This is a genomic window from Bifidobacterium colobi (assembly GCF_018555455.1).
GTDB lineage: Bacteria > Actinomycetota > Actinomycetes > Actinomycetales > Bifidobacteriaceae > Bifidobacterium > Bifidobacterium colobi.
Genome location: NZ_JAFEJU010000006.1, coordinates 22640 through 46383 on the forward strand (window position 1 = coordinate 22640; position 23744 = coordinate 46383).

Consider the following 23744-nt stretch of genomic DNA (forward strand, 5'->3'; position numbering starts at 1 on the left):
TAGCTCCCCATATCAGTGGGGAGCTATGTTTGTTAGAAAGGACAGAACCATGCGTCTGCTCATCATGGGCCCTCAAGGCGTCGGCAAGGGCACTCAGGCTGCCCTGCTCGCTGAGCACTTCGGCATTCCGACCATCTCCACCGGAGACATCTTCCGCTACAACATCAAGAACAAGACCGAGCTGGGTCTTGAAGCCATGAGCTACACCGACAAGGGTGAGCTGGTGCCTGACTCCCTGACCAACAAGATCGTCAAGGACCGTCTGGCTAAGGAAGATTGCAAGGACGGCTGGATCCTCGACGGTTATCCGCGCAACGCCGCTCAGGTTGAAGCACTGGACACCATGCTCGAAGAGCTGGGCACCCCGCTCGACCATGTTGTGGCGCTGGAAGCCGACCGCGAGGTTCTGCTGGAGCGTATGAAGAAGCGCGCCGCTGAGCAGGGCCGTGCCGATGACACCCCGGAGGCCATCGCCAAGCGTCTGGAAACCTACGAGAAGGAAACCGCTCCGCTGCTGGACATTTACAAGTCCCGTGGTCTGCTGGTGCTCGAGAACGGCGTTGGCGAGATCAGCGAGATCAGCCAGCGCATCATTGACGACCTCAAGTGAGTGGTTGAGTAATCGTCCGAACAGGTGATACTGAACAGGCGATTACCACAGATTTGTTCCGTACCCTTATGCGACACGCCGTGTGTTGCATAAGGGTACCGCTGTATATGCCCCTGTATATATTTGACATTTGGTGTGTCTTCGTATGCACCCGTAGTAATTCGTCCAACGATAGGAAACTAGAGGCATATGGCAAAAGACGGTGTGATTGAAGTCGAAGGTCAGGTAGTGGAGGCACTGCCGAACGCGATGTTCCGCGTTGAGCTCGAAAACAAGCACATCGTGCTCGCCACCATCTCCGGCAAGATGCGTAAGAACTACATTCGGATCCTGCCTCAGGACCGCGTGGTGCTTGAGATGAGCCCCTATGATCTCAACCGCGGACGTATTACGTACCGCTATAAGTAAAGGTACAAGTAAAGGATAACCATGAAGGTCAGCCCTAGTGTGAAGCGAATCTGCGAAAACTGCCGCGTGATTCGTCGTCACGGCCGCGTCATGGTGATCTGCACCAACCCTCGCCACAAGCAGCGCCAGGGCTGAGAGCAGATTCTCCAGCGGCACAAGTCAATAAGGCACTCACTCACAGTGCTTCCCGCAAGGGAACGACACTGAACCACGGGTACGTAGGCCCGTGCCGGATAACCGGGCGAGCGGGTGCAAGACCTACGGAAACAAGAAGGAATCGCAATGGCACGTCTTGCCGGAGTCGACATCCCCAATGAGAAGCGCATCGAGATCGCCCTCACCTACATTTTCGGTGTGGGTCGCACTCGTGCCAAGGAAACGCTTGCCGCGACCGGTATCAACCCGGACATCCGCGTCAAGGATCTTACCGACGAGCAGCTGATCACGCTGCGTGACTACCTCGAAGCCAACTACAAGATCGAGGGTGATCTGCGTCGTGAAATCGATGCGGATATTCGTCGCAAGATTCAGATCAACTGCTACCAAGGCCAGCGTCACCGTAAGGGACTTCCTGTGCGCGGTCAGCGCACCAAGACCAACGCTCGCACCCGTAAGGGCCCGAAGCGCACGGTCGCCGGAAAGAAGAAGGCCACCAAGTAAGCGTGGCATGATTCGAGCCACGGGATGATTTTCATCCCATCGCTCGAACACCAACAACAAAGTTCGTTACTAGGAAACGAGGGTCAATGGCAGCTCCAAAGCAAGCCGCTCGTAAGCCTCGTCGTCGCGATCGCAAGTCGGTCCCGGTCGGCCAGGCTCACATCAAGTCCACTTTTAACAACACGATCATTTCTATCACCGATCCGTCCGGCGCTGTGGTGTCCTGGGCCTCCGGTGGCGATGTCGGTTTCAAGGGCTCCCGTAAGTCCACGCCGTACGCTGCTGGTATGGCTGCCGAGTCCGCTGCTCGTAAGGCCATGGAACACGGTGTCAAGAAGGTCGACGTGTTCGTCAAGGGCCCGGGTTCCGGTCGTGAAACCGCTATCCGTTCCCTGCAGTCCGCGGGCCTCGAAGTTGGTTCCATCACCGACGTCACCCCGCAAGCCCACAACGGCGTTCGTCCCCCGAAGCGTCGTCGCGTCTGAGCACTCAGCAATACCAAATCAATCCAAAACCGCTTAACCGGTGAGTGCACCACCGAGTTCAAGCTGAAAGGATAACCACAGTGCTTATTGCACAGCGTCCGACTCTGACCGAGGAATCCCTGAATCCGCAGCGCTCCCGCTTCACCATCGAGCCGCTTGAGCCTGGCTTCGGCTATACGCTCGGCAACTCGCTGCGTCGCACGCTGCTGAGCTCCATCCCTGGTGCTGCTGTCACCTCCGTGCGTATTTCCGGTGCTCTGCACGAGTTCACCACTCTGCCGGGTGTTCAGGAAGACGTCACCGAGATTCTGCTCAACATCAAGGGCATCGTGCTCACCAGCGAATACGACGAGCCTGTGGTCATGTACCTGCGCAGGAGCGGCAAGGGCGAGGCAACCGCCGGGGATATCACCCCGCCGGCCGGCGTCACCATTGCCAATCCGGATCAGCACATTGCCACCATCGCCGAAGACGGCGAACTCGAGATCGAGTTCACTGTGGAGCGTGGCCGTGGCTATGTGCCGGCTCAGATGAACAAGCAGGACAACGGTGAAATCGGCCGTATTCCGGTTGATTCCATCTACTCCCCGGTGCTCAAGGTGAGCTACAAGGTCGAGGCCACCCGTGTGGAACAGCGCACGGACTTCGACAAGCTCATTCTGGACGTGGAGACCAAGCCCGCCATCTCCCCGCGTGATGCGGTGGCTTCCGCCGGTTCGACCCTGGTGGAGCTCTTCGGCCTGTGCCGTGAGCTCAACACTCAGGCCGAAGGCGTCGAGGTTGGCCCGGCCCCGGTGGCCGAAGAGTCCAACCCTGAGATGGCTGTCCCGATCGAGGATCTCAACCTGACGCAGCGTTCTTACAACTGCCTCAAGCGTGAGGGTATCCACACCATCGGTGAGCTCGTCTCCCACACCGAGCAGGACCTGCTCGACATCCGCAATTTCGGTATGAAGTCGATCGATGAGGTCAAGGAGAAGCTGCAGGCCCTGGGTCTGAGCCTCAAGTCCTCGCCGATGGCCTTCGACACCAATAATCTCGAAGGTGGCACTTTCTTCTCGCCTGAAGACGAGTGATCTGCCTCTTTGACCAACAGTCCGTCAATGGCATGCGGATGTTCGGGCATATGCCCACCTGCATACCAGACGGACAATAAGGAGTAAACCCATGCCTACACCTAAGAAGGGCCCGCGTCTGGCTTCCAGCCCTGCGCATGAGCGCCTCATGCTGGCAAACATGGCGACCAGCCTGTTCCAGAACGGCCGCATCACCACCACGCTGCCGAAGGCCAAGCGTCTTCGTCCGCTGGCTGAGCGCCTGATCACCTTCGCTAAGCGCGGTGATCTGCACTCCCGCCGTCGCGTGATGCGCGTCATCCGCAACAAGTCCGTGGTGCACGTCCTGTTCACCCAGATTGCTGAGCAGATGGAACAGCGTGAAGGTGGCTACACCCGTATCGTCAAGATCGCTCCGCGCGTTGGCGATGCTTCCCCGGCTGCTGTGATCGAGCTCGTGACCGAGCCGGTCGCCAAGAAGGCCGTCGTGAAGGAAGCCGAGGCTGCCACCAAGGTTGCCGACGAGGCTCCGGCCGCTGAGGCTGCTGCTACCGAGGCCACCGAGGCTCCGGCTGAGGAGACCGCAGCTGCTGAGGCTCCTGCCGAGAACGCCGAGTGAGCATCTCGCTAGCTTAAAAAGAGGGTTGGAATCCACGTGATTCCAACCCTCTTTTGCGTATATACATAAAAAGCTTCGCATTTAACCACGGTGTGGCAATTATCCCACGGTGTGGCATTGCAAAACGGCTTTATTCTGCGGTTTATACTGCTCCGCGAACAAATGATTTACCACACCGTGGAGCGTTTTGCTGCATGGTGAGCTCACGGCAATGTGCGTACCGCGCGAATCGCCTCGGCGCGAGATGCCAGCTGATCATCAGCGGGATACGCAATGTGCTCCAACGTCAACCCTTGCGGAGCAATAGGCCCGCTTGATCCTTCACGCACCGGTACAGCCATTTTCCCGGCAAACCAATCCAAGGACTTGCGCCCTGAGCCGACCTTCACACACGAGCCGACCAGCGAACGCACCATATTACGGGCAAAAGCATCGGCGACAATCGTGAATACCAACAAACCGGACTCCAACGTTGGCGTCCGATAAACCTCACCCATCGCCAAGTCCTCTGGTACCAAGGCAGCAGACGGCACACGACGCCAATACGCGGTTTTGACTTCGCGAATCGTAGTGCCACCAGGATTCGGCGTAGCAAACGAACCAAAATCATGAAGACCAATGGTCATTGCTGCAGCCTGATTCATCAGATCTACATCCAATGATTCATTCACCCTAAGTACACAGCCGCGCAGCCGCGGATCGACTTCGCTTAACTGATCAGCCACACGATACACATAGGTGCGCTCCAGGGCGGAGAATCGCGCATCGAAACCATTCGGTGCCACGGCAATCCCATGAATGGCAATATCAGCAGGCAACACCGCTTTGAGACGCCGCGCCAATGCTACGCAAGCCGGTACATCCATATGGCCCACGCACCGCGCCAATACATCGTCGGACACATCAAGATGCGCCACCTGATGCGAGGCATGCACGCCGGTATCCGTACGTCCAGCCACAGTCAGACGCAGCGGCTCATCGGTATCATCAGCCGGCACACGCAGTACCTTATGCAGTGCATTCTCAATCGTCCCCTGCACCGTGCGCAGATCAGGCTGACGAGCCCAGCCAAAGAACCCGCCGCCATCGTATGCCAAATCAATGCGAAGTCGTGTCATAGCCAACCATCTTATCGGGGGCCACCCATCGCCTGCGAACCAATCGCAACACAGACAACCACGCGAGCCTCACCAAGCGCGAACAGACATAGGCGCAAGCGTCCACAAGTGACCTGCCCGTAACACACCCGCACATTTACCGAAACGGTCCGGCCTTAGGTTATAACCATCAAACCCAGTCGCGGTGGGCGTGAGCGTGCGCCAAAGCCGCAACAGCAAGGAGCAAGGCACGATGATTGAATCAGCCGCACACAAGCTGGCCCATGAACTAGTCAACCGACGCGAGGCCATAAACCGTGAGCTGTCTCGTAACGGTGTGCGCTTCGGCATTTACAAGAATAACGAGTATCACGATCGACTGTTCCCCTATGATCCGGTACCTCGCATCATCGAATCAGACGAATTCGATGAGTTGGAGAAGGGCTTGAAACAGCGCGTCAATGCGTTGAACGCGTATTTGAAGGACATTTATTCGGATAAGTCAATCATTCACGACGGCGTGATTCCGGAGGAATACGTCTACACCTCCGCCGGCTACTTCCCGCAGGTCAACGGTGTGACTCCTCCCGGCGGCATCTTCGCGCATATCGCCGGCGAAGATCTGGTGCAGGGCGAGGACGGCCGCTGGTGGGTGCTCGAAGACAATCTACGCATTCCCTCCGGTGCCAGCTATCCACTGTTCGTGCGCGACATCGAACGGCGTATCTCGCCGCGCCTGTTCCGCGATGTACGCATTCGTGACAATCGCGAATATCCGCGTCTGCTGCGCAAGGCCATGGACTTTGTCTCCACCGAAGGCATTGCCGTGGTGCTCACTCCAGGCCGCTACAATTCCGCGTTCTTCGAGCACGCATATCTGGCGGAGAAAACCGGTGCTGCGCTGGCCTTCCCGGAAGATCTCGAAGTGGTGGACAACAAGGTGTACTTCCTCGACTACGCCGGCAAGCGCCATCGTGTGGGCGTGGTGTACCGTCGTTTGTCCGACGAGTACTTGGATCCGTTTGCGTTCAACCCGGATTCGGTGATCGGCGTGCCTGGCATCCTCTCCGCCTACCGTGCCGGCAATGTGGCTATCGTCAACGCGCCGGGCAATGGCGCCGCCGATGATAAGGCCATCTACTACTTCGTGCCGCAGATGATCAAGTACTACCTTGGCGAAGAGCCGATTCTGCACAATGCGCCCACCTATATGCCGATGTTCGAGGCGGACCGCAAGGAGGTCCTCGATCGCATGGGCGAGCTGGTGATCAAAGATGTGGCGGAGGCCGGCGGCTATGGCGTGGTGTTCGGGTCCTCTCTGGATGCTGCCGCTCGCGAGGAGCTGGCAAACCGCATTAAGGAAGATCCGCGTCGCTTCATTGCACAGGAAGTCATCCAATTCCGTGACATCGATGTGGTCGATCCCGAAACCGGCGAAATGTCGCCGCGCAAGTGCGATCTTCGTGCGTTCGTAGTCAGCGGCAAGAGCACGCATGTGTGGTATTCCGGACTGACTCGTTACTCTTCGGTGCCCGGCCAGATGATCGTCAACTCCTCGCAGGGCGGCGGATTCAAGGATACGTGGGTGCTGGCGCCGGAATCCGGCGTGGAGCATGAGCTTGGTGCCGAAGTGCAGATCGCTAATTTGCTCAGCCAGTCCCGCCATCACTCACTGTCCCTGGTGACCGCTTCCAAGGCGGATAACCTCTATTGGCTGGGCCGTTACACCGAGCGTGCCTTCACCACGTTGAACCAGTTCTTCCCGTTCTACGATCGCGTGATGGACACCGATGTGGACGCTTTCCGTCCGTTTGCCCATGCACTTGATCTGCCGGAGGATTTCGAGGACTTCGACGAGTTCGTCAAGAACTTCCTGTACGACGGCAGCAATCCGGATTCCGTGCGCTCGGCAGTCACCGCCGCGTTCAACAATGCGGTGATTCTCCGCCCGGAATTAAGCTCCCGTCTGCTGCAATATGTGGAGCTGGCCATGACCAACGTGACCGATGCAGCCAAGAAGGCGGCGGATGCGGACGATATCTACAATCAGCGTGATATTGCCGATGATATGCTCGCCTTCTGGGGCGGCATTGAGAACTCGCCGGTCGACCCCACGCTGAAGGCCTTTGTGTTCATCGGCAAATATCTTGAGCGCATCGATTTGTACACGCGCTTTGGATTGTCGATGGAGGAGATGGAGGCACCATTGCGCAAGCTTGCATCCTATTCGATGGTGTTGGATGGTATGCCGCTGCCAAGCTGCTTCGCCGATGGCTTGAGCTGGCTGGTCGGCCAGTTGCCCCAACGTGGATACGATCAAGTGGCTACGCTGCTCAAGAAGTACTTGGACGACTACTCCGGGCGTGTCAGTGCCTTGGCAATCAAGGATATGGGCTCCTTAAGCGCCATGAATATGGACGCCAAGCGCTTCTGACGTGTTGCAATGCTATGGTGATATGACACGTAACCGGCTTGTGGATTGCGCAGGCAGACTCCTGCTGTGGAGCCGCATGCCTCGCGCAATCCATATGGGTGCGTCTGATTACCGGAGATATCACAGGAGAATTTGTGAAAAAACTCGTATTTGATTATGAGATGAAACTCTCGTTCAGCGCTCCTGTTACTGACCACCGTTTCCAGCTCCGTTGCATTCCCGCCACGGGACCTCGACAGCAGGTTATTGATGTTGAGGTCAAGATTCAGCCGGATGTTGAGCTGGACACCACCATTGACTCCTTTGACTCAGTGGTGATGACCGGTTTCATTCCCGAACCGCATGACGTGTTCAGCTATTCGGTGACCGGCATCGCTTTTGTGGATAACGCGCATATCAAGAAGGAAATCTACAAGCCGCTGTATCGCTTCAATTCGGCCCTGACCATTCCCGGACCGTACATCGAATCGATGATTGCGGTATGCCGCAACCGTCTCGGCACTTTGCCGTCGTCTGCCACGCCGGTGGAACGCGCCACGGAAGTGATGGACGAGGTGTACAAGGCATTCGTTTACACGCCGGGATCCACCACGATTCGCACCACTGCGGAGCAGGCGCTTGCACAGCGTAAGGGGGTTTGCCAGGATTACGCGCACGTGATGCTTTCCGTGTGCCGCCATGTTGGACTGACTGCCCGCTACATTGCCGGCTTGCTTGGGGGAGAGGGCGCTACCCATGCTTGGGTTGAAGTGTATCAGGATGGCCGCTGGGTTGGTCTCGACCCTACGCATAATCGTCTGGTCGATGACAACTACATCACCATCGCCCACGGTCGTGATTACCGTGATTGCATGCTCGATATTGGCATTTTCTCCGGCTACAACGTGGAACAGAGCCAGTGGGTCAACGCGTCCGTGCACGAGCAGATCTCATAGAGCTGCTTGATAGGCCGACAAACCACGACTTGCGTCGTCGGCAAAGTGTGGCATAATAAACAAGTTGCTTTTTTAAGCAGCATGGATGAATGTCCGAGCGGTCTAAGGAGCACGCCTCGAAAGCGTGTGAGGTGAAAGCCTCCGCGAGTTCGAATCTCGCTTCATCCGCCATCAGGGTTTCAGGTGTTACACCTGAAACCCTTTTTTGTTTGCTCGTGGGGTCTGACCCCACGCTTCGTCCCCCGATGATGGGGTTATAGGGGTTATAGGCCAAATTGTGTGTCTGGTGGTCTAGTCGTTTGACTGCCATTGCAAGGGGAAAATGTCCGTATGTACGCGCGGATAACGAGGTGTGCGCGTACATACGGAGGATTATGGTGCCGAAAATGTCCGTATGTACGCGCAGGGACCGTCAGTTGCGCGTACATGCGGACGAATCAGATGTGAATTGGCGAATCAGAGGCGAATCAGACGTGGAAGTCACGCAAAAGTCACAAAAAATCACACGAACAGTGCCGCGTCACTACTCGGATAGCCGAGCGCGATCGCATTAAAGGCATGTTTGGCAGCCAGTGCCGCCAAAATCAGTGCGGTATTGGTGCTCGGCTTGGATTTGCTTGCGGATACAGCTTTGATTTCCGCGCGGGCGCAATCCATTTCGATGGCAGCTGCGGTAGGTACCTGCTGGCCGCTGGCTTTGTCCATAATCGTCGCAGGATTGGCCAGCAGAGTATCGATGGCGTACACCTTCTGGCGAGGATCGGTATGGGACGATGATTGTTGCGTCGCGCTGCCGTCGCCGGTGCCGTCGCTTGCGGAGTCATGTACCGCATCGGCCAGTGACACCAACTGCCCGGCTGCAGCCTTATGCATATCGCTGAGTTCCAGTGTGGCGCCGGCAGTCTGACCGCGCGCGGCAAGCACCTCGATGGCAAATCCGGCTCGGTCCTCGGCCACAGCCATGGCATCCAATGTCGAAACACTCACCGTTGCAGTAGTCACACCATCCAAGCGGGCTGGCGTCACCTCGGGAGCGGTCTGGCCGTATTTGTCGGCAAGCAGGGTGACCACTGTTTTGGATTGCGCGTTGCGCAGCACCCCCTCGGCAAAGCGATCGGTGCACTGGCCGGCCACATCAATCCATGCCAATGGTGCGGCGAGCTCGGTGAGATAGTAGTGAAGCTCAGGAGTACCCTTGGGCAGGCTGCTGGCTGCGTTTGCTGTGGTCAAGGCAGTCTCGCAAGGACTCATCTGCTGTTCCGCTTCGGCACGGCCCGCCAGCCGAGGCAGTGAGCAGGCAGACAGTGACATGAGCATGGCACCGGCGCAGATGGCGGCAGCGGTACGTTTGATGTTGCGGGTGATGGCACTGCTGTGGATTGTGCTGTTGTGCTCGGACTGAGATATTGCAGGAAAATGCGAGCGGCGTGAGCGCTGCTGCTGGCTGTGAAGCAGCGATGAGGACACGGTACTCCTTGAATCGGTGTGGTGCTCAGTCGAATCGAACTGGGTCGAATCGAACAGTGCCAAACCAAACTGAGGGGAGTGTGTCTGCATGGAAAACTACACTAATATCTAACTGTGACCATTCAAGGCCATGCGCCACATAACTTCATAGGAGGTACGGATCGATGGAACTGGACCTGACAGGAATGCACAAGCTCGCAGCCGAGCAAGGAATCGAACCGGAGACTCTTGATGAGGCGCTGGCTGAAGCCCTTCGCCTCGCTTACCTCAAGACCCCGCACGCAGCCAAGCATGCTCGCGTGGAATTGGACGAACGCTCCGGCAGCTTCACGGTATGGGCAGCCGATGAGATTCCGGTGGAACCCACTGAAGAAGACCCGCACCCCGCTCCGAAGCTCGGCGAAGAATATGACGACACCCCGCATGATTTCGGTCGTCTCGCTGCTGCCACCGCGCGTCAGGTCATCACCCAGCTGTTCCGTAAGGCTGAAGACGAGAAGATTTTCGGCGCTTTCTCCGGCCAGAAGGGCAAGCTGATTACCGGCATCGTGCAGCAGGATGCCTCCGACTCCTCCAATGTGCACGTGGCCATGGGCGATGTCGAAGCGCTGCTGCCGCGTCGTGAACAGGTGCCCGGTGAACGCTACCGTCATGGTGAGCGCATCCGCGTATACGTGGTGAATGTGGCTCGCGGCATTCGCGGCCCGGAAATCGTGGTGTCCCGCTCCCACCCGGAGCTGGTGCGCAAGCTGTTCGAGCGTGAGGTTCCGGAACTGGTCTCCGGCGCTGTGTCCATCATGGCCATTGCCCGTGAAGCTGGCGCTCGCACCAAGATCGCCGTCAAGGCCAACACCGAGGGCGTGAATCCGAAGGGTGCTCTGATTGGCCCCGGTGGCTCCCGCGTGCGTGCGGTGATGGAGAACCTTGGTCCCGAGAAGATCGATATCGTCGATTATTCCGATGATCCGGCCAAGTTCGTGGCCGCTGCGCTCTCCCCGGCAGTGGCAACCGGCGTGCAGGTGATCAGCGAGAAGAACAAGACCGCCATCGCCTTCATTCATGACGACCAGCTTTCCCTGGCCATTGGCAAGGAAGGCCAGAACGCTCGTCTTGCCGCCAAGCTCACCGGCTGGAAGATCGGCATCGAATCCGCTGAGGCGCACGCCAAGAAGGTGGCTGCCGAAAAGGCTGCTCGAGAGGCTGCGGAAGCCGCTGAAGCGCAGGACTGATTGTGATCCGCTGAGGTACTGATTACTAGTCGTATGCAGTGGCAGCAATAGGCCATAGCGAGCGAAAACCGACGATAGAACCGCGAGCTCGTACCAATTGGGGTACGGCTCGCGGTTTTTGTTATGCTATCCAGCGCTATGAGTATGCTTGATGTTCGTATGTGGGTTGTCGCAGTGTGCGTAAAATCGCCCGCACAAAAGCGAGGTAACACGAACATGGTCGAACGATGAGACAGGGTAGGCTTGCCGTCATCACCAACTGACCACGCTCTCGCACGCGTGGTCACAGAATAGGAGTAATTAGTGGGGAAACCACGCGTTTATGAATTGGCCAAGGACTTGCACGTCGATAGCAAGACCGTTCTTGAAAAGCTCAAGGACATGGGAGAATTCGTCAAGTCCGCTTCTTCCACCATCGAGCCGCCGGTGGCTCGTCGTCTGAAGGCCGCATTCGCCAAGGACAATGACAAGAGTGGCGACAAGGGCGCATCCAAGCCCGCCGCCGCAGTGCCGCACAAGCCGGCTGCGCCGAGCGCGACCCCGGCTGCCGCTGCACGCAGCGCTAAGAGCGCACAGAACAATGATCATAAGCCGGCCGCCCCGGCTCCGCAGAACCATCATGCCGCACCCACGCCTGGTGCTCGTCCGGCACGCCCGAACCAGGGCGGTAACGCTCGCCCGCAGAACGGTGCTCGTCCGTCCGCGCCGCAGCCGGCACGTCACGGTGGTCAGCATGAGAACCGTGAGGGTGCTCGTCCGGCACGCCCGGGTCAGGGTCGTCCGAACGCAGGCCAGCCGGGTCAGCGTCAGAACAACCGTAATGCAGCAGCCCGTCCGTCCGCGCCGCATCACAACGCGAACGGCAATGGCGGCAACAATGGCGGCAACGCCGCTTCCAACGCTATTCCGCGTCCGCACGCACAGGGTCCGCGCCCGGGTAACAACCCGTTCTCCCGCAAGCAGGGCATGCGCACGCCTACTCCGGGTGACATTCCGCGCCCGCATCCGATGGCTCGTCCGACTGCCGAAGGCGGCCGCAATGGTCGTCCGGGTCGTCCGGGCCAAGGCCAGGGTCAGGGTCGTGGATTCCGTGGTGGCCGTCCAGGCCAGGGCGGTCCTCGTCCAGGCCAGTGGGGTCACAACCGTCCCGGTCAGGGCGCTGGCGCACAAGGTGGCGCTCAGGGCGGTGCACGCGGTGGATTCCGCGGCGGCGCCGGTGGCAACAACTTCCAGGGTGGCGGTGCTCCGAGCAACGGTCCCGCACGCGGCGGCGGTCGCGGTGGCCGTGGCGGTGCCGCAGGCGCATTCGGTCGTCAGGGTGGCAAGTCCTCCAAGGCTCGTAAGAACCGTCTGGCGAAGCGTCATGAGTACGAAGAGCTGAAAGCACCGACCATTGGCGGCGTTCGCATTCCGAACGGCAATGGTCAGGTCATCCGTCTGCGTCAGGGCGCTTCCTTGGCTGATTTGGCTGAGAAGATCAATGTGAACCAGGCGGCGCTTGTCACCGTGCTCTTCCACCTGGGCCAGATGGCAACCGCTACGCAGTCTCTCGATGAGGAAACCTTCCAGATTCTGGGTGACGAGATCGGCTGGAAGATTCAGCTGGTTTCCGCCGAGGAAGAGGACAAGGAGCTGCTGCAGCAGTTCGACATCAACCTTGATGAGGAAGAACTGCAGAACGACGAGGATCTTGAGCCGCGTCCGCCGGTCGTCACCGTCATGGGCCATGTCGATCACGGTAAGACCCGACTGCTGGACACCATCCGCAAGACCAATGTCATCGCACGTGAGGCCGGCGGCATCACCCAGCGCATCGGTGCCTATCAGGTCACCGTTACGCTGGACGGCGAAAAGCGGAAGATCACCTTCCTCGATACCCCGGGTCATGAGGCGTTCACCGCTATGCGTGCCCGTGGTGCCGAGCTCACCGACGTGGCGATCCTCGTGGTCGCAGCCGACGATGGTGTGATGCCTCAGACCGTTGAGGCCATCAACCACGCTCAGGCCGCCAAGGTGCCGATCGTTGTGGCCGTGAACAAGATCGATGTGCCGGGTGCCAACCCGGAGAAGGTGCGCGGCCAGCTCACCGAGTTCGGTCTGGTGCCGGAAGAATACGGTGGCGACACCATGTTCGTCGACATTTCCGCCAAGCAGAACATCAACGTGGACAAGCTCCTCGAAGCGGTGCTGCTCACGGCAGATGCTGAGCTCGACCTCAGGGCCAACCCGCATATGGATGCCCGTGGCGCCACCGTCGAAGCCCGACTCGATAAGGGCCGTGGTGCCGTGGCCACCGTGCTGGTGCAGCAGGGTACGCTGCACGTGGGCGATGCCATCGTGGCAGGCACTTCGTATGGTCGCGTGCGCGCCATGTTGGACGAGAACGGTCAGAATATGAAGGAAGCCGGTCCGTCCACACCTGTCCAGGTGCTTGGTCTGACCTCCGTGCCTACCGCTGGCGATCTCTTCCTCGTGGCATCCGACGATCGCGCTGCCCGCCAGATTGCTGAGAAGCGTCAGGCCACCGAGCGTGCCGCCCAGCTGGCCAAGCGTCGCAAGGTCGTTTCCCTCGAGGACTTCAAGAAGAAGTTCGCCGAGTCCGAGATCGACATGCTCAACATCGTCATCAAGGGCGATTCCTCCGGTTCCGTCGAGGCGCTGGAAGATTCCTTGATGAAGATCGAGGTGTCCGACGAGGTCGGCATTCAGGTCATCCACCGCGGCGTCGGTGCGATTACCCAGAACGATGTCAACCTGGCCACGGTCGACAAGGCCGTTATCATCGGCTTCAACGTGCGTCCGAACCGTCAGGTCGCCGACCTTGCCGAGCGCGAAGGCGTGGAAATCAAGTACTACTCGGTCATCTACCGTGCGATTGAAGACATCGAGGCATCCCTCAAGGGCATGCTCAAGCCGGAATACGAGGAGGTCGTTACCTCCCACTCCGAGATTCGCGAGATCTTCCGTTCCTCCAAGTTCGGCAACATCGCCGGCGTTATGGTGCAGGACGGCGAGGTCAAGCGTGGTACGAAGTGCCGTATTCTTCGCAACGGCGTTGCCACCGTCAACGACCTCGAGATCTCCTCGCTGCGTCGCTTCAAGGACGATGTGCAGTCCGTCAAGGAAGGCTACGAGGCCGGTATCAACCTCGGCACCTTCAACGACATCGAACTGGGCGACATCATTGAGACCTTCGAAATGCGTGAGGTCGAACGCAAGTAGTTCATGATACGTATAGGCCCCCTCTGATGAGGGGGCTGTCAGCCGCAGGCGAGCTGGGAAGAGACCTTGCATACAAGGTCTCCCGGTCATTGCCTACGTTCGGCAGCCCTGCTCAATCAGAGGGGGCCACATTATTGAAAGGAACCATTTATGGCAGGAACCAACCCCCGTGCCGCACGCATTGCAGCGTTGATTCAGCGCGTTGTAGCCTCCTCCATCGAACGTGAGCTGCATGACAAGCGCCTGACCAACATCACCGTCACTGAAGTGCGCGTGACCAATGATCTGCAGATCGCCAAGATCTACTGGACTCAGCTCGGTCATGAAGGCAAGGAAGCGGGCGAGCGTAAGCGTGCACAGCAGGCTCTTGACCAGGCCAAAGGCCATCTGCGCTCTCTGGTCGGCCACAAGGCCGGTCTTCGTCTGACTCCGCAGCTGCAGTTCGTATTCGATGAAGTGCCGGGTGAAGCCCACGAAATCGAAGATATTCTCGCATTGGCCCGCAAGCGTGACGAGGAACTCGCCAAGGCACGCGCCACCGCCCAGTACGCCGGCGAAGCCGACCCGTACAAGCATGATGACGAGCCTGAAGACGATGCGGATTCCGACTTCGAGGACGATTCAGACGATTTCGAGGATGATTCCTCGGACTCCTCTGAAGAATAAACCGCCAATCCAACGGAGTCGCGGATAATTTCGTTGGCTCCCTCTGACGAAGGAACTGTCAGCGAAGCTGACTGAGGGGAGAGACCCCGCCGAAGGCGAAGGAGAACCATGCCGCAATCCACCCCGTCCGGCCTGCTCATTATCGACAAGCCGCAAGGCGTCACCAGTTTCGACGCTGTGGCCGCGGTGCGAGGAGCCTTGCATATCAAGAAAGTAGGCCACGCCGGCACCCTTGACCCGATGGCCACGGGCGCATTGGTCGTCGCCTTCGTCCATGCCACGCGCCTGCTGAACGCGATCGTAGCGCACGATAAAACCTATGAGGCCACCATTCGCCTTGGCTTCGGCACCACCACCGATGATGCCGAAGGCGAGGTGATGCGTGATGCCGCAGCCGGTACCGGTGCAGTGCGGAACCTCACTGAAGCAATCATTCGCGCAACTATCGATGACCACTTCACTGGTGATATTGAACAAGTACCGAACACCTTCTCCGCCATCAAAATCGACGGCAAACGAGCCTATGATCTGGCGCGCGAAGGCAAAGAGGTGGCACTGAAGGCGCGACCGATCACTATCAGTGAATTTGCGGTACTCGGCACCCGTCAAGGCTATGTACCGGGGGAGCGGGCTGGTGAGCCGTTGCAAGACAATGTACTGGATACCGCTCAGGTTCCGGTGCTGGATGTTGATGTGCGTGTCAGTTGTTCGTCCGGCACATATATTCGCGCGCTGGCTCGCGACCTTGGTACCGAACTAGGTGTAGGCGGACACCTGATTCGATTGCGGCGCACGCGAGTCGGCCGGTTCGCTTTGCCGGATGATACCAGTGGCAGGATCAGCGACGTTGCTATGAGCGAGACTCGTGCACATACGATAACCGCTCATACGGAATTGAAGACGTTCACCAACCGCGAAGGTGACACTATAACCCGATGCAAGTGCGTGCTGGACGCTCCCAGCGAACTGTCGGGAGAAGACCGCCGTGCCTGGTTACTCGATCATGCGTTGACCATGGAACAAGCGGCGCGTGGAGCCATGCCAGCCTTGGACATCAGTGCCGAGGAGGCGGCAGAGCTGCGTTTCGGGCGCCGCATTGAGCGCACGATCAGTGAACCTACCGTGGCTATCGTGCCGCAAACGCATGATGTGGTGGCGATTCTCGAGCGCGCGAGCAGTCACCAGGCCAAGCCGGCTACCGTATTCCCCCTCGCGTAAAGTGGACGCGGTGAGTTTTGCTGTTCCCCTCGCGCTCAGAAGGGCTGTCGCTCGTGCGACTGAGGGATAGCCGATAATCTGCCTTGCGATAATACGAGCAGACTTGAAAAGGAATTGCACGATATGGAAATCACGTACCTGACTCCAGACGAACAGGGTGAAGTCGCTTGGCCCTCGTTTGACAACGATAAGAAATCCGTGGTGACGCTTGGTGCGTTCGACGGCATGCATCTGGGCCATCAGGCTGTCATCAAACGTGTTGTGGAGCTGGCCAAGAAGCATGACGCGTTTTCGGTGGTGATTCTGTTCGATCCACGTCCGGCATTCGTCCATGGATGGGCAGCTCAGCATGATGGTCAGGAGCCCACTGAAGCGAACATTGACGCCGAAGCGTTGACCAGTGTGCATGAGCGACTGCAGCGCATCGAACAGTTGGGTGTGGATCATGTGCTGGTGGTGCGTTACACGCTGGCATTCGCTTCGAAGTCGTACATTTTCTTCCTCGGCCGACTGGTCGGCAAGCTTGGCATGCGTACGCTGGTGCTCGGTCAGGATGCCGCCATGGGCAAGGATCGTGCGGGAGACATCAAGCATATTGCCAATCTTGCTGCTGGTGCCGGCGTGTTCGAATTGGATGTGGTGGATGATCGCGGCCCTGGTGAGGTGCGCATTCCGCGTGACTTCCAGCCGGAAATGCCATCCGAATGGGGCGAGCCATCTGACCCGTTGGCCAATGCCACCAAGGCCGAACGCCGAGCATGGAGCAAGAAGCATCAGGTCAAAGCCATGCGTGCATGGAGCTCCACGAATGTACGCTATCTGTTGGCTCACGGCCGCATTCAGGAAGCCAATGCCATATTGGGCACGCCGCACGCCATTGAAGGTGAAGTCGTGCACGGTGAGGAACGTGGACGCACCATCGGTTTCCCGACCGCCAACCTTGGCACCGAGATTGAAGGCTACATCCCGGTTGACGGCGTATACGCCGGTTGGCTGGTGGATTTGGGTCCGGTTGCCGCAGACACTGATGCATCCGCGGCACAAGCCGGATCACCGACCGAGCGTCGTTGGCCGGCGGCTATTTCCATTGGCACTAAACCCACATTCAGCGAGAAAACCGGTCTCCATGAACGCGTGGTGGAATCCTACTGCATCACCGATGATTGGATTGACCTGTATGGTCATAAGGTTCGCGTGGAATTCGTGGGCTTCCTGCGCCCGCAGGTCAAGTTCGATGGCGTTGACGAACTGACCGATGAACTCAAGCGCAATGTGGAGGAAACCAAGCGCTTGACCGCGGAATAGTCACGATTGTGCATGTTGATAGCAGTTCGGCTCCCCTCACTGAGGGGAGCCGTTATCGTATGACCTGAGCACAACCTGACACCGGTCGAGCTTGCTTATTTCTTGATTCCCAATGCTTCCAAAGCATCAGTCAGTGTTCCCGCCTCAACAAGCCGCAGCCCATCAATATGCACCGGTTTGCGCAGTGGGGGAACAACCGCCACCGTAAAGCCCAATCGAGCCGCCTCGCGCAACCGATATTCCATACGCGGCGCAGGCCGCACCTGACCAGTCAAGGAAATCTCACCAATCGCACAAGTCGTTCTGGCGATTGGCTTGGCGGTTGCGGCGCTCGCCAGCGCGCTCACTATCGCCAAATCCGAGCCGGGCTCCTTGGCCTGACCTCCGGCGATGGTCGAGACATAGAGATCATTGGCCAGTAAATTGAGTTTGCTATGGCGATACAGTACCGCCGTCAACATGGCGATACGACTGGGATCCACGCCGTTGACCGCACGGCGGGGTGTGGGCAGCACGGATTTGGTGACCAACGCCTGCACCTCAATAGGCAGGCTACGGTGTCCATCAAGCGTGAACGTGACGCATGTGCCCTCTACCGGGGCTGATTCAGCGCTGCCCGGCCCTCCACCGGATAGGAACAATCCCGAAGGGTCGGTGACCTCTTCAATGCCTTCGCCGCTCATGTCGAAGCAACCGACCTCGTCGGTCGGTCCGAAACGGTTCTTGATTGCGCGAAGCATACGCAAAGCTGTCTCAGAATCACCCTCGAACTGGCACACCACGTCAACCAAGTGCTCCAACGTACGCGGGCCGGCAATCGAACCATCCTTGGTTACATGACCTACCAAAAACACAGGAATATCAAGCGTTTTCGCAGTGTCGATCAGTGCGCTCGCCACTTCTCGAACCTGTGTGGAGCCACCTGAGATGCCATCGACTTCCTGAGAGACAATCGTCTGCGCAGAGTCCGCAATCACCAATGCCGGACGATTCTGCTCAATCAATCCCAGAGCAGTGGCCAGGTCAGTGGTGGATGCCAACAGCAGGTTCGGCTCCACAGCATTGATGCGTGTGGCGCGCAATCGCACCTGAGCCTGCGACTCTTCGCCGGAGATATAGAGCACTGTATGCGCATCATTACGCCCGGCCTCCGCGTAACCGGCGTTGGCCACGGCTCTGGCCACATTGCCGGCCGTCTGCAACAGCAGTGTGGATTTACCGATGCCGGGTTCGCCGGCGATTAGCGTCACCGATCCCGGTACCACGCCGCCGCCAAGTACACGGTCGAACTCGCTGAACCCGGTGGACAGTCGCGCAACACTCTCCATACCGATCTCCGTAATCGGCTTGGCTGCGGCGCGCGAACCCTCCGACACCGCAACCGACTGCGTACGCGATGTGCGTCCGGGGGCGGCCGTTTTCGAACCAGCGGCCGGACGAGCCTCGTGGAATTCCTCCACAGTGCCCCATTGACCGCATTCAGGGCACTTGCCGTACCACTTCGAGCCGTTCCAGCCGCATTCGGAGCATACGTATTGCACAGTAGATTTCGCCATAACTCAACCCTAACGCCGAATTTCAATAAGGGTAAAAATTTTCCCTCAGCGACGGCAATGGGCAAGCGTCACATGGCTGTGAGAGAATCGGGGTCATGACTAACTCCGAGAATGCTTCAACTACACCATCTCATGGCAAGCTCATCGCGGTAGTGGTTGCCGCCGCTGTGGTAATCATTCTGGCAGTGCTTTCGGCGTTCATCTGGCCGGGCTGGGCTATCGTGACGAAGAGCGGCACCAGTGCTACGCAGACTTCCAAGCAAACCGAACAATCCGAACCCACCAAGCCCACCATCGACCCCACCGCATTGCCGGACGATGCCAGCGAACTGTTGAAGGCCATGCCGGATAGTGTCTTGAACTTCGCTCGTACCAAAGCCGAGGCCTCCACCTCATGGAGCAGCGCATCGCCGCTCGAGGAATATACGGTGACCTACTCCACCGGAGACAAGTCCAAGGACATCACGCTGATTGTGGCCCAGTGGTCAAGCGCCGACAACGCCAAGACCCAGTACGACTCGTTGGCTGCCGCGCAAACCGGTGAGGAACTGGCTTCCGGCAATGTGAAGGTTTCCGGCGATGCCACCGGCTCCTACACGGTGAAGGCCGATGCCTCGGATGCCAAGAAGGCCGTAGCGACATGGCAGAACGATACTGTGGTGTTCCAGGCCAGCGGCAACAAGCAGGCGCTTGAGCGCTTCTACCAGAAGTTCCCGCTGTAAACCATTGCATGGCATTGAGGTAAAGTTCGCGTATACGGCACACGAATTGCCCTGTCTGGCAAAACGTGTAATATAGTGCGAGTTGCAACTTTTACGATTAATCGGAATGGAGGCTTCAGATGGGTTCTGTCATCAAGAAGCGCCGCAAGCGGATGAGCAAGAAGAAGCACCGCAAACTGCTGCGTAAGACCCGCCACCAGCGCAAGTAGTCTTACTTAGCAATCAAGGCATGGAAAACCCCGCAATCATTACGGTTGCGGGGTTTCTTTTTTGCCTGCGTTACCCTGCTGCACAACAGCAGGAAGAGCAACTTGTCCTAATCTAACGGGACTTCAGCCAGATGGCCACAGCATGGCTCAGGGTTTTCGCCCCCAGTTTCTCGCGAATATGGCGGGTATGCGAGCGTACGGTGGCAGTGCTTATGGAGAGCGAATCAGCGATCTCCTCGTTCGAATAGCCTTCCGAGACCGCCGAAAGGATGCGCTGCTCAAGAGCGCTCAATGCGGAGATATTCTCATTTCCTACATTGTGTGCAACGGCATTCGCGCTGGGCAAAGAAAAATCCTGTTCGTGCAGGTGCATGTGTTGGTATGCTTCCGAAGCGGTAAGGAATGCCACATCCGGTATCGGGCTGAATGTCGTTCCGCCAGCCACGGCACGCAATGCGACTGCCATCTGCGCCATATTACCCTTGACCATCAGCCCCTGCGCGCCAGCTTCGGCAAGTTGCTGTGCGTATGTTTTGGGATTATATGAACTGGTGGCCAGCACCGATGGCTTCGCACCTGCCAAACGAATTTGCCGACATACTGCCATAGCCGTCGTGCCGTCCAGCTCAACATCGGCAATCAACAGATCCGGACGCCAGCCGTCATCCAAACACCGACGTAGTGATTCCGGTGCGCTCGTTGTCGACCAGATGATTGACAGGCCAGGCAATAATTTGGGTAGTACGGCGCACAGTCGCTCCAACGCCATACTGTCGTTGTCCAAGACCGCCACGGCGGTGCCTGCGGCAACGTTTTCGATTCCGCTCATATCTCTCCTGTATCCGAGGCACCATGCCAATCAACTCTGTGTTGATTATGATGATGAGACATGACAACGCTGCGCCGCCATTTCGAACACCTCCGAGCTCATCCAACCATAACGTCGATCGCATTATTGGATGTGATGCTTGCCGCTATCGAAATGGCGGCGAACGCTCCAACGGATATGCTGTCTTGGACTATCTTCATTGTGCAGCTGCTCTTCGCGGTTTGCATTGCTTTCTGGGCTGAGGCAGGGTGCGCCATCTCCTTGGCAATCTGCGTGATTGCAGGGCTCCTGCCGAGCGCTCCTTCGTTTTGCACAATGCTTACATTCCCGACCATGGGATTATTGGCGTACCTGCTGCCTCCGGCGTGGGCGTGTGCGGCTGCCATCGCTCTAGGACTTACCCAAAACAACAGTGGTGTTTTCATGTCATTCGCCGGTCCCACCAGCGATATCCGTGTCACCGGATTCATGGTGAACACGGTGTGCTATTTCATAGCCGTAGGTATTGGCGTGACGTTGCGCAGACGCCATGATGCGCAAGAAGCACATAAGCGTCAGGCCATATACGAGCAGTCGCAGCAGGAGTTGAACCGTATTCGGAACAACCAGTATCTTGCCAAGGCGCTGCATGATTCGGTGACTCAGGAACTTTCCGGCATCTCGCTGCTGGCATGGCAATGGGAGCATAATGGTTCCGCCGATGCTGAGGTGCGCCGAGCCATGGGTGTAATGTACCGTGATGCTCAGGCGGCGCTGAATCATATTCATGAAGTTATCGGGCTTATTGATGGAGACCGTGCAGCGCATGCGGCTGAGATATCCGATGATGACACTAGCCCTGCCTCCATTGACTCCGTCGAGGCATTGCGCAGTCTCGTCGCCGCTGAACAACAGTCGATCACCGCATTGGGATTTGCCGGAACATCCACTGTGTGGGCAGACCACCTCACCGTTAGCAAAGCGGTCCGCGTCACTCTCTTTGATTTGATCCGTGAGATTTATGCGAATATCATTCGCCATGCAGTTCCCGGCGTGGATGAATATATGGTCGTCGTCAAAGTGAGCGGAAAACGGCTGATTATCACGCAGACGAACACCGTAGCGGCAAATCAGACCGATCATCCTCTGGCTGAAGTCCGTCATGGTCGTGGACTGGAGGCGCACCGGGCTTCCATCGAACAGCTTGGTGGTCTTCTGAGAACCAGACGAGATGAGGACGGATGGTTCCTTCGCGCTGAAATACCGTTGTCTTAAATACGGTATTCCTTGCGTTCAGTATTCGATGCGTGCAAAGCGGTGACGGGTGCACAGATATAACGCCGTTGCATAAGCTGTGCTCAATGCAGTCATAAGCACTATGGTTGTTGGCAGCCCGAGCGCCGGCAGCAACGAGACATATCCGCTTGGTACAGCGTATCGGGCGGCAGATAGGTGCGGCAAGGTGGCGCATAGGCACAGCCAAGCAATCGAACCGAACATGATGATGCCTGTCGAATAAAGCGTGGCGAGCATACCGGCTATCAGAATAGTGAGGATGTGGGTGAACAGAATGCTGATGATGGAGACGATATCAGCTGATGCGTCGGACATCGATTGTGGCAGCAAGGTGCCGGATGCATAGGCAAGACGCACTATGTACAGGTAGTACACGCCGAATGTAATTACCGTCTGTACCAATGCATACAGCGCATAGATACTCATTAGGGCCAGTATCTTGGCATTGATAATAGCCGTGCGACTCATATCCTTGTAGAGGAACATGCGGCCGGTTGCGAACGGCATATAGATGGTGGATGCGACCAGATAGGCCATCACCACCATTGGTAGCATTAGCATATTTTGCACGCTGAATTCACCAGCTAGAAAATCGAGGAAACTGATGGATTGCGCGGTGCCGCTGATTTTCATGAAGTCGGAGTTGAACAGATTCACGACAGGCAGTATCAGAATGAAGCATGCCATGACGATAAGCATCTTGGCTTCTTTGGTTCGGATGATGTTACTGACGAAGAGTTTGGTCATGATTATTCGTTGTCTCCAAAGTAGTCGTTCAATTGTGCGGATTTGTCATGAATGGAGGCGACTCCCGCCGTGGTGACGAGCATGGACAGCGCAGCGTTCAGATGGGGGTGATCTGCGGCCACCTGGATGGAGACACCATCGAGGGATATCGTCGCGGGCATTGCCTGAGCGAGGCTCGTCAGTGATTTCAACTGAGATTGTTCGGTGTGGGTAAGTGGTCGGGCCAAAGTGATGATGATGGTACCCACGTGATCCGCAGTGAAGGCACTTGCGAGCCGGCCTTGCTTTAGGAATAGGAATCTGCTGCACAACGCTTGCAGCTCGTTCAGTTGATGGCTGGAGATTAGTAACGAGACGCTGCGCTCCGCTACCCATTGTTGCAGTATGGACATCAACTGAAGCACGCCATCTGGGTCAAGACCCACGAATGGTTCGTCAAGAATCAGGAATTCCGGTTCACTGACCAATGCCAGAGCTAATGCAAGGCGCTGCTTCATGCCGAACGAGAAGTCGGATGGCTTCCGATCCCGATACCGCCACATGTCCACAAGCTCAAGAGTCGGACGGATATTACGCTCGCGTGCTGTTTCGCCGTGAATAGCCAGATACCACCGCAGATTATCTTGCGCACTGATATTCGGCACGAACACGGGCTGAATCATAATGCCGAAGCGGCTCAGCATGTTCTCTTGCGAGAAGATGTCTACACCGTTGTAGGTCACGGATCCGGATGTAGGACGCTGGGCTTTGGCCAGCATTTTCATCAGCGTGGTCTTGCCTGCACCGTTTTTGCCGATGAGTCCCACGATTTCACCTGGCTGTATGGAGAAGCTGACGTCTTGGAGCGAGTATGACGGATTACCTCGGTATTGTTTGGACAGATGGCTTACGGTGAGCATACGGCCTCCTTTCCTGGTCGATTCTGTAGTTCATCGGTGTGGCTGATGACTATGAATCTAGCGTTCGGAAACATGCCGATTGCCGTATGCGAGCTTT

At 57.6% G+C, this 23744-nt stretch carries 23 protein-coding genes and 1 tRNA gene; 18 read left to right on the forward strand and 6 right to left on the reverse strand.

What is annotated here, in order from left to right; all coding sequences use genetic code 11:
* Positions 1-49: 49 nt before the first annotated feature.
* The 7 genes from JS530_RS08620 to rplQ all read left to right on the forward strand — a co-directional run bounded on the left by JS530_RS08620 (position 50) and on the right by rplQ (position 3837).
* Positions 50-610 carry an adenylate kinase gene (locus JS530_RS08620; protein WP_214376766.1) on the forward strand — a complete coding sequence of 187 codons (561 nt, stop codon included), beginning with the start codon at positions 50-52 and terminating at the stop codon, positions 608-610.
* Between the two features lie 189 nt (positions 611-799).
* Positions 800-1018, forward strand: coding sequence for a translation initiation factor IF-1 (gene infA / locus JS530_RS08625; protein ID WP_003808114.1), 219 nt, complete (start codon positions 800-802; stop codon positions 1016-1018).
* Positions 1019-1039: 21 nt separating this feature from the next.
* The gene (rpmJ, locus tag JS530_RS08630; RefSeq protein ID WP_003814578.1) at positions 1040-1153 is read left to right on the forward strand and encodes a 50S ribosomal protein L36; all 114 of its coding nucleotides are present in this window, start codon (positions 1040-1042) and stop codon (positions 1151-1153) included.
* A gap of 147 nt (positions 1154-1300) precedes the next feature.
* The gene (rpsM, locus tag JS530_RS08635) at positions 1301-1678 is read left to right on the forward strand and encodes a 30S ribosomal protein S13 (RefSeq protein WP_014484255.1); all 378 of its coding nucleotides are present in this window, start codon (positions 1301-1303) and stop codon (positions 1676-1678) included.
* A gap of 86 nt (positions 1679-1764) precedes the next feature.
* Positions 1765-2163 (forward strand): 30S ribosomal protein S11, encoded by a 399-nt coding sequence (rpsK, locus tag JS530_RS08640; RefSeq protein ID WP_003829907.1) that lies wholly within the window; start codon positions 1765-1767, stop codon positions 2161-2163.
* An 80-nt stretch (positions 2164-2243) separates the two neighbouring features.
* The gene (locus JS530_RS08645; RefSeq protein WP_214376767.1) at positions 2244-3239 is read left to right on the forward strand and encodes a DNA-directed RNA polymerase subunit alpha; all 996 of its coding nucleotides are present in this window, start codon (positions 2244-2246) and stop codon (positions 3237-3239) included.
* Between the two features lie 91 nt (positions 3240-3330).
* On the forward strand, positions 3331-3837 hold the full coding sequence (rplQ, locus tag JS530_RS08650) for a 50S ribosomal protein L17 (RefSeq protein ID WP_214376768.1): 507 nt from the start codon (positions 3331-3333) through the stop codon (positions 3835-3837).
* A gap of 203 nt (positions 3838-4040) precedes the next feature.
* Here rplQ and JS530_RS08655 read toward each other — a convergent pair whose 3' ends face one another.
* Positions 4041-4955 carry a tRNA pseudouridine synthase A gene (locus tag JS530_RS08655; protein ID WP_214376769.1) on the reverse strand — a complete coding sequence of 305 codons (915 nt, stop codon included), beginning with the start codon at positions 4953-4955 and terminating at the stop codon, positions 4041-4043.
* A gap of 232 nt (positions 4956-5187) precedes the next feature.
* On the opposite strand from JS530_RS08655, the gene JS530_RS08660 reads away from it, so the two are divergent.
* The 3 genes from JS530_RS08660 (at position 5188) to JS530_RS08670 (ending at position 8474) form a co-directional block, all read left to right on the forward strand.
* Positions 5188-7368 carry a circularly permuted type 2 ATP-grasp protein gene (locus tag JS530_RS08660; RefSeq protein ID WP_214376770.1) on the forward strand — a complete coding sequence of 727 codons (2181 nt, stop codon included), beginning with the start codon at positions 5188-5190 and terminating at the stop codon, positions 7366-7368.
* 134 nt (positions 7369-7502) lie between these two features.
* Complete coding sequence (locus JS530_RS08665; protein ID WP_214376771.1) at positions 7503-8303, forward strand: transglutaminase family protein; 801 nt, start codon at positions 7503-7505, stop codon at positions 8301-8303.
* Positions 8304-8386: 83 nt separating this feature from the next.
* Positions 8387-8474, forward strand: a tRNA-Ser gene (locus JS530_RS08670).
* Positions 8475-8804: 330 nt separating this feature from the next.
* On the opposite strand, the gene JS530_RS08675 is transcribed toward JS530_RS08670, so the two are convergent.
* Positions 8805-9554: a hypothetical protein gene (locus tag JS530_RS08675; RefSeq protein WP_214376833.1), complete on the reverse strand. Its 750-nt coding sequence runs from the start codon at positions 9552-9554 to the stop codon at positions 8805-8807.
* Between the two features lie 380 nt (positions 9555-9934).
* Between JS530_RS08675 and nusA the strand changes: the two genes are divergently transcribed.
* From nusA to ribF, 5 genes are all read left to right on the forward strand, one after another.
* Positions 9935-10999: a transcription termination factor NusA gene (gene nusA, locus JS530_RS08680; protein WP_214376772.1), complete on the forward strand. Its 1065-nt coding sequence runs from the start codon at positions 9935-9937 to the stop codon at positions 10997-10999.
* A gap of 303 nt (positions 11000-11302) precedes the next feature.
* Positions 11303-14221 carry a translation initiation factor IF-2 gene (gene infB, locus JS530_RS08685; RefSeq protein ID WP_214376773.1) on the forward strand — a complete coding sequence of 973 codons (2919 nt, stop codon included), beginning with the start codon at positions 11303-11305 and terminating at the stop codon, positions 14219-14221.
* Between the two features lie 150 nt (positions 14222-14371).
* Positions 14372-14887: a 30S ribosome-binding factor RbfA gene (gene rbfA / locus JS530_RS08690; RefSeq protein WP_214376774.1), complete on the forward strand. Its 516-nt coding sequence runs from the start codon at positions 14372-14374 to the stop codon at positions 14885-14887.
* Between the two features lie 108 nt (positions 14888-14995).
* Positions 14996-16105 (forward strand): tRNA pseudouridine(55) synthase TruB, encoded by a 1110-nt coding sequence (truB, locus tag JS530_RS08695; protein WP_214376775.1) that lies wholly within the window; start codon positions 14996-14998, stop codon positions 16103-16105.
* A gap of 123 nt (positions 16106-16228) precedes the next feature.
* Positions 16229-17410 (forward strand): bifunctional riboflavin kinase/FMN adenylyltransferase, encoded by a 1182-nt coding sequence (gene ribF, locus JS530_RS08700; RefSeq protein WP_214376776.1) that lies wholly within the window; start codon positions 16229-16231, stop codon positions 17408-17410.
* A 95-nt stretch (positions 17411-17505) separates the two neighbouring features.
* On the opposite strand, the gene radA is transcribed toward ribF, so the two are convergent.
* Complete coding sequence (gene radA / locus JS530_RS08705) at positions 17506-18966, reverse strand: DNA repair protein RadA (protein WP_214376777.1); 1461 nt, start codon at positions 18964-18966, stop codon at positions 17506-17508.
* 95 nt (positions 18967-19061) lie between these two features.
* On the opposite strand from radA, the gene JS530_RS08710 reads away from it, so the two are divergent.
* Both JS530_RS08710 and JS530_RS08715 read left to right on the forward strand, forming a co-directional pair.
* Positions 19062-19688, forward strand: a complete 627-nt coding sequence (locus tag JS530_RS08710; protein WP_214376778.1) for a hypothetical protein — start codon at positions 19062-19064, stop codon at positions 19686-19688.
* A 119-nt stretch (positions 19689-19807) separates the two neighbouring features.
* Positions 19808-19897 carry a 30S ribosomal protein bS22 gene (locus JS530_RS08715; protein WP_004268639.1) on the forward strand — a complete coding sequence of 30 codons (90 nt, stop codon included), beginning with the start codon at positions 19808-19810 and terminating at the stop codon, positions 19895-19897.
* Positions 19898-20009: 112 nt separating this feature from the next.
* Here JS530_RS08715 and JS530_RS08720 read toward each other — a convergent pair whose 3' ends face one another.
* Complete coding sequence (locus JS530_RS08720; RefSeq protein WP_214376779.1) at positions 20010-20726, reverse strand: response regulator transcription factor; 717 nt, start codon at positions 20724-20726, stop codon at positions 20010-20012.
* A 423-nt stretch (positions 20727-21149) separates the two neighbouring features.
* Here JS530_RS08720 and JS530_RS08725 point away from each other — a divergent pair, with 423 nt between their 5' ends.
* Positions 21150-21980 carry a sensor histidine kinase gene (locus JS530_RS08725; RefSeq protein ID WP_214376780.1) on the forward strand — a complete coding sequence of 277 codons (831 nt, stop codon included), beginning with the start codon at positions 21150-21152 and terminating at the stop codon, positions 21978-21980.
* 18 nt (positions 21981-21998) lie between these two features.
* Here the strand turns inward: JS530_RS08725 and JS530_RS08730 are convergent, their stop codons facing one another.
* Complete coding sequence (locus JS530_RS08730; protein ID WP_214376781.1) at positions 21999-22748, reverse strand: hypothetical protein; 750 nt, start codon at positions 22746-22748, stop codon at positions 21999-22001.
* A gap of 2 nt (positions 22749-22750) precedes the next feature.
* On the reverse strand, positions 22751-23647 hold the full coding sequence (locus tag JS530_RS08735) for an ABC transporter ATP-binding protein (protein ID WP_214376782.1): 897 nt from the start codon (positions 23645-23647) through the stop codon (positions 22751-22753).
* Positions 23648-23744: the final 97 nt, after the last annotated feature.